Raw genomic sequence first — 6,302 nt, forward strand, 5'->3', positions numbered from 1 at the left:
CCGGCGACTACGCGGGACGGGCGCGCATCTGGTCCGGGCTCATGCCGTAGAAACTGCGCGCACGCTCGCCGACGCCCGGCCACGGATGCGCGCGCAGCACCTCCTCGTTGATGTCGGCGCCCCAGCCCGGCCCGTCGGGAAGGAAGATGTGGCCGTCCTTGACGACCGGCGGCTTCGTGACCAGGTCCGCCTTCCAGGCCACGTCGTCGATGTCGATCTCCATGATGCGCACGTTGGGCAGGACCGCGCAGAGGTGAAGCGAATGGAGATCGGCGAGGTGGCTGTAGTAGTTGTGGGGCGCGATGTTGATCTCGTAGGCCTCGGCCATGCGCCCGATCTGCACGCCCTGCGAGAACCCGTTCCACGGCACGTCGATGATCGCCACGTCGACCGCGTGCAGCTCCAGGAACGGGCGGTACTGTCGCGTGGTGACCAGGCTCTCGCAGGACGCCAGGCGTGTCGACGTCGACTGCTTGATCTGCAGCAGCGCCTGCGGATCCCAGTTGTCGTACTCGACCCACTGCATGTCGAATTGCTCGAGCAGCTTGGCGATGCGCAGCACGCCCTCGGTGCGGAAGTTGTAGTTGAGGTCGAGGCAGAGGCCCACCTTCGGCCCGACCGCGTCGCGGAAGGTACCGATCAAGCGCTCGATGGCGTCCAGGATCTCCACGGTGGGCGCGCCGTCGGTGGAGTTGATGCCGCTGGCGAAGCCCGGGAAGTAGACGGTGGCCGGATCGCCCGGGATCACCATGTTGGTCTTGAGCGCGGTGAAGCCGCGCGCCACCACCTCCTTGCCGAGCGCGGTGATGTCGGCGTAGCTCCGCAGCGGCGGGGTGCCCAGCACGTGGCCGAGGCGCGCCCGCGTGGTCCCGCAGTGCGACCAGTACAGCCGCATGCGGTCGCGCAGCGGGCCCCCGAACAGCTCGTAGACCGGCACGCCCAGAGCCTTGGCCTTGATGTCCCACAGGGCCAGCTCGATGCCGGCCATCGCCTTGTGGGTCACCCCGCCCAGATTCTGGCGAGTGGCGCGGAGCATGTCCCAGTAGAGCCGCTCGACCGGCCGCGGGTCCTGGCCGATGAGCAGCGGGGTGAGATCCTGCACGGAGCCCGCGATGCCGTGCGGACTCCGGTTGTCGCTGCATTCACCCCAGCCCACGAGCCCGTCGTCGGTCTCGACGCGAACGAAGGTCCAGGGCCGCCAGCCGCCGTCACAGTGCAAGGCCTCGACGCGCGCGATCTTCATGGCAGTGGACGATGCCACAGCCGGCCCGAGCGGACAAGCCGCGCCGCGATCACGGCCAGCGCGCGCTGCCCGCGCGGAACTCGTCGAGGGCAAGGAGGCGGATGCGCGCGTCGTCGCGCGCGACGGCCCGCGCGGCCTCCGTGTTGTAACCCCACGCGGCCAGGTAGAGCGCGACGTCGGCCAGATCCGGATGCGTGGTCACGTGCTGCAGCGTCTCCAGTCGGTCCTCGACGAAGGCGAGCCGGGGCCGCCGGCCGTGGCCGGCCGCCCACGCGGCGATCAGCCCGCGCAGGTTCTCGCACTTGTGCACGCCGGTCTCTTTGCCCTGGATGTCGGCGAACGGCACGCGCCAGCGGTCGAGGATGAGGCGCGCGAACTCGCCCTCCTTGGTCGTCACGAGCACCGCCTGCGCCGGCGCGCCCACGAGGCGACGCAGCTGCTCGAGCGTGGCGTACGGCTCGTGCAGGGCCAGCCAGCCCTCGAGGTCGCGCGTGATCCACTCCCGGCGCACCGCATCGAGCGTGTGGCCCAGCAACGTCGCGAGCTCCGCGCCGCGCGGGTCGGCGTGGGTGATGGTCTCGCGCACCGAGTCCCAGCCCTGGAGGATCGCCGCGTGCGGCACGCTCTGCGCGATCGCCCGCACCAGCACCGGCATCTCCCAGCCGCTCAGGATGACCGGGCGGAGCGCGCGGAAGGCCTCGAACAGATCGGGCCCGGGCATCGGCTCGTCCGGCCACACCTGTGCGTGCACGCGGCGGCTCGTCTCGAAGTACTCGTGCAGGCCGTCGCAGCAGACCCCATCGAAATCGAGAGCGAGGACCTCGGGCACGGTCATCCCAGGACACCGCCTGGACGCGCCTGGGAACCGGCCACGATCGGTGCGGCCGCGTAACCGGCCGACTTTTCAGCTCGCGCGTCGGCGTCATTCGGTGGCGCAGGTCTTGCTCCGCTCAGGAGCGCCATGGCGTTAGCGGAGCGCAAGATCAGCGGGGTCGCATCGCGCGGAACGTCGAGCGTCGAGGCGCGGCTGGCCGGCCTCGAAGAGGAAGCGGCCCGGCTGCGCGAGGAGGTCGCATCCCTGCAGGACGAGATCCGATGGCTGACCGGCGAGGACGACGAGGATCGCGATCTCCGCTCGCACGGCTGGCTCGGCCGCGGCTGGGTCCGCGCCTCGATGCTCATGGCGGTCGTCGGGTTCGTCGCGTTCGTATCGGTCCCCTACCTTTGGCAGCTGTTCGAGGCGTCGCCGAGCCAGGCGGCCGCGTCTTCATCTCCGGCGACCATCCGGCCGGCCGAGCCCGCCGCGCGGCCCGCCGTCATCACCCCGAAGGCGGCCGCATCAGAATACATCCCGGCGGCGGCGCGCGTGCGCGCCGCGGAGATCCCGGCGCCCGGCCACGTGAGGAAGCGCGCGGCCACCGGCTCGCGCGAGTCTCGCTAGCCCGGGCGGGCCAGCGGGATCCGGCTCGCCCACACCGACCACGCCGCCACCGCGGCGGCGCCGGCCGCGACGCCGAAGGCGATCGCGTAGCTGCCGGTGGCGTCGAACATGCGCCCGGCCAGCCACGCCCCCAGCGCGCTGCCGAGCGCGCTCGCGACCTGCGTCGCGCCGAAGATCGAGCCGCAGTGCGGCCCGCGGAAGCGATCGGCCATCATGGCCGGAACGATGAACGCGGTCACCGAGTAGCCGGCCCGACGCCGCCGCTGACCAGCGTGAACACCGAGAAGGCGCCCGCGAGCACGGACCGGCTCCAGCCGAACTCCTTCAGCAGCGCGACGAGGAAGACGCTGTACACGTACCAGACCCCGTAGGCGAGAGCCAGCGTGATGACGGTGACGGCGAGAGCGCGATAGGCCGGAGCGCGGGAGGCGGGAGACGAGGGCGGGTCGGGGGGCATGAGCGCCCCACCATACCGCGGCCTCAGTCCGGGGGGAAGCCGCGCGGATCGCCCGCGACGCGCCGGACCAGGAATTCGCGTTCCACGGTCAGGCTCGAGTCGAGGCGCACCGCGACCTGCAGCTCCTGGAGTCCCTCCGCGTCCCGCCCCAGCTTGAGGAGACTGCGCCCGAGCTTGGCGTGCACGAACGCGTCGTCGGGATCCAGCGCGAGCGCGGCCCGGTACGCGGGCACCGCCTCCTCGTCGCGCCGCAGCAGCTGCAGCGACAGCCCGAGGTTGACGTAGGCGCGGACGTGCTTCGGGTTGATCCGGACCGCGGTGCGCAGCCACTCGAGCGCCACCTCGTGCTGGGCCATGTCCATGTAGAGGCGGCCGAGGTTGGCGTAGGGCCAGGAGAACTTGGCGTCCGCCGCGATGGCGCGCTGGTACGCGGCGGCGGCGCCGCCCGCGTCGCCGAAGCGATGCTGCAGGTTGTAGCCGGCGATGTTGAACGCCTCGGCCAGCTTGGGCACCTCGTGGGCGGGGAGCCGGCGGCCCATGAACGTCAGCGCCTCGCGGCGCACGCGCGGATCGGCCGAGCTACGGCTGCGGTCCAGCAGGACCGTGCGCGCCAGGCGGACCCTGCCGTCGTCGGTCAGCGAGCGACCCACGCGGAGCAGACAGTCGGTGCGCTCCGGAGCGGCCAGCATCCCCACCAGCGCCCGGATCTCGGGGTCGCGCGGCCCGGAGCCCGCGGCGCAGTAGTCGGCGCCTTCCTGCACCCAGCCGCGGGCACGGGCCAGATCGAGCGCGCGGGCGGTGTCGCCGGACTCGACCAGCGTGGCGAACAGTGCGGTCGCGGTCACCTCGTGGTCGACCGCGGCGCCGCCGAGAACGACCCGACCCACGTCGAGCGTCCGGAGCACCCGGTCCGGCAGCATGCGGGAGATCCGCGAGGCGTTGAGCGATCGGCGCAGCCCGTCCACCCAGCGCAGCCCGGTCTGCGCCATGCGCTCCGACCGGGTGGGCGGGGCGTTGAGGCTGGCGTTCAGGTATTCCACCGCCACGGCGGTGCTGCCCATCCGCTCCGCGAGGATTCCCGCGCGCTGGTAGGCGCGCGCCGACGGCTCGATGCGGGCGGCGCGCGCGTAGGCGTCCAGGGCCTCGTCGAACTCGCCGAGCACCTCGGCCATCCCGCCCCGGCGGGTCTGGGCGTCGAGCGAGGCCGGCTCGGCCACCGCAGCGGCGCGATAGTAGCGCAGCGCCTCGCGCAGGGCGCGCTGGCGGGCCGCCGAATCCCCCGACTGGACCGTGCCGCGCACCCGCGAGTCGGGACCGTTGCAGCCCATCAGGAGCACGAGGAGGACGGCGAGCATCGGAGGCAGGAGCAGGCGCCGCGGCATGGCGGTTCCGATATCGGCAACATTCTTGCCACCGTCGAGTGGTGGCCAAGTGTGTGGAATCGCGGCGGGAGAGGGGCGCCGGGACCTCCCCCATCCGGCCTCGACTGACACGGACGGGCGTCCGATGTCCACGGAACGGCACCGGCGCCCGCCGGCGACCGATCAGGCGAGCAGGCGGAAGCGGATCCCGCTGATGAGGACGAGGCCGCGGCGGGCCGGATCGGCACACATCAGGTCAAGGCCGGCGAGGCCTTCGCCGCGCCCGTCGGTCGCCTCGGTGAAACGCAGCGTCGCGTCATCGAGGGCGATCAGGCGTTGGCCGTCCTGCACGCGCACCGGGCGCTCGATCAGGTCGCTCCAGCGGCGCGCCAACCGGTCGGGGTCCTCGCTCTGCAGCTCGGCGGCGGTCATGGCCCGGATCAGGCTCGCGCCCCCGCCGGGCTCGCCCTCGCCGTGGCAGGCCGCCGGGTGCCACGGCCCGCCCGGCGCGCGAGCGCCCGCTTGCCAGGCGAACGAGAGCATCGCGGCGCCCACGTCGCGGGGGTGGAGCTGCAGCTCGTGGTACTCCGGATAGCCGATCTCGTTGGCGATGCGCACGGACAGCGCCTCGCAGCGCTTGCGGCGCGGCGCCAGATCGTCGCACTGGGTGATCACCATGTAGCCGCCGTCGCCGCCGCGCCGGTCCAGATAGCGGCCGGCGGTGGTACCGTCGCGCACCGGCGCGACCACCTCCAGGAACTTGTCGCCGATCGGGAACAGCGCGTTCTCGAGCCCGTACTTGCCGACGCCGGGATCGCGATGACACACCGGCAGCTCGAGCACCGACTGCAGCTGCTCCACCACCGGCTCGAGCCGGCGGGCCACCAGGCAGATCTGCCGCATGCGGATGCCGCTCATGCCCGGCGCTCCGCTTCCTTCGCCGCCATCTTCTGCTTCAGCTGCTCGGGAGTGAGCCGCACGATGTCCTCGTTCTGGTGGGAATAGACCGTGAATTCTTCGGTGTCGAGCGCCTCGAGCGCCACGCGGCCGGCCATCACGTCGGCCTTCCAGCGCTGGTGCTGCGGCTCCCGCGCGTGGAACTCGGGCATCACGTCGCGTGCGAACAGCTCGAGGCTCGAGCAGATGTCCTCGTGGCTGGTGCGCCCGGTCTGATTCAAGAGGATGACCTGGTCCACGTTGGTGGCCTCGAACTCGACGAGCCGGCGCCGGATCGTCTCCGGCGAGCCGATGAGGCCGGCCTTGAGTGTCTCCTGCGCCTTGGGCGTGTGACGCCACTCCTGGTAGAGCTTCCACATGTCGCCGGTGCCGGGCTCGGCCATGCCGTGGCGGCCGTAGTGCGACAGGCAGAACACGAAGAAGGTCCAGCCCGCCGCCTTCTCGCGCGCCTCCTCGTCGGTGGGCGCGCACATGAAGGCGCTCACCATGGCGATGTTCGGATTGACCGGATAATCCGCGAGCCGGTTCAGGTCGCGGGTCAGGCTCGTGTAGTACCGGTTCACCCACGCGTGGGCCGCCTCCGGCGAGACGAACTGGAAGCCGAGCGCGCCCATGCCCCACTGCCCCGCGGCGGCGATGGTCTGGATGTTCGAGCACGCCACCCAGAGCGGCGGGTGCGGCTTCTGCCGGGGCTTCGGGATCACGTTGCGGGCCGGGAAGTCGAAGTACTGGCCGTGGTGCTCGACCGACTGCTGGGTGAAGCACGGCACCAGGACGCGCACCGCTTCCTCCCAGACGTCACGCTTGTCCCTCACGCGGCGGCCGAAGGGATGCAGCTCTACG

General features: G+C 71.8%; 8 protein-coding genes. 1 reads left to right on the forward strand and 7 read right to left on the reverse strand.

The features are described from left to right. Nucleotides 1-7: 7 nt before the first annotated feature. A complete protein-coding gene (locus VKN16_13910; protein ID HME95298.1) occupies nucleotides 8-1,243 on the reverse strand; it encodes a mandelate racemase/muconate lactonizing enzyme family protein in 1,236 nt (411 codons plus the stop codon). Nucleotides 1,244-1,292: 49 nt separating this feature from the next. After that, nucleotides 1,293-2,078 (reverse strand): HAD family hydrolase, encoded by a 786-nt coding sequence (locus tag VKN16_13915; GenBank protein ID HME95299.1) that lies wholly within the window; start codon nucleotides 2,076-2,078, stop codon nucleotides 1,293-1,295. Nucleotides 2,079-2,204: 126 nt separating this feature from the next. Between VKN16_13915 and VKN16_13920 the strand changes: the two genes are divergently transcribed. Further along, nucleotides 2,205-2,684 carry a hypothetical protein gene (locus VKN16_13920; protein ID HME95300.1) on the forward strand — a complete coding sequence of 160 codons (480 nt, stop codon included), beginning with the start codon at nucleotides 2,205-2,207 and terminating at the stop codon, nucleotides 2,682-2,684. Here the strand turns inward: VKN16_13920 and VKN16_13925 are convergent. The 5 genes from VKN16_13925 to VKN16_13945 all read right to left on the reverse strand — a co-directional run. After that, nucleotides 2,681-2,923: a hypothetical protein gene (locus tag VKN16_13925; protein ID HME95301.1), complete on the reverse strand. Its 243-nt coding sequence runs from the start codon at nucleotides 2,921-2,923 to the stop codon at nucleotides 2,681-2,683. The two genes, VKN16_13920 and VKN16_13925, sit on opposite strands and share 4 nt — an antisense overlap. Further along, complete coding sequence (locus VKN16_13930) at nucleotides 2,920-3,141, reverse strand: hypothetical protein (GenBank protein HME95302.1); 222 nt, start codon at nucleotides 3,139-3,141, stop codon at nucleotides 2,920-2,922. Before VKN16_13930 ends, VKN16_13925 begins: the two co-directional genes overlap by 4 nt. 23 nt (nucleotides 3,142-3,164) lie before the next feature. Then, nucleotides 3,165-4,523, reverse strand: coding sequence for a tetratricopeptide repeat protein (locus VKN16_13935; GenBank protein ID HME95303.1), 1,359 nt, complete (start codon nucleotides 4,521-4,523; stop codon nucleotides 3,165-3,167). Nucleotides 4,524-4,685: 162 nt separating this feature from the next. After that, nucleotides 4,686-5,420: a VOC family protein gene (locus VKN16_13940; GenBank protein ID HME95304.1), complete on the reverse strand. Its 735-nt coding sequence runs from the start codon at nucleotides 5,418-5,420 to the stop codon at nucleotides 4,686-4,688. Beyond that, nucleotides 5,417-6,302, reverse strand: an 886-nt coding sequence (locus VKN16_13945; GenBank protein HME95305.1) for an LLM class flavin-dependent oxidoreductase, incomplete at its 5' end; no start/stop codon positions are given. The genes VKN16_13940 and VKN16_13945, both read right to left, overlap by 4 nt.

It is taken from the genome of Candidatus Methylomirabilota bacterium (assembly GCA_035315345.1).
GTDB lineage: Bacteria > Methylomirabilota > Methylomirabilia > Rokubacteriales > CSP1-6 > CAMLFJ01.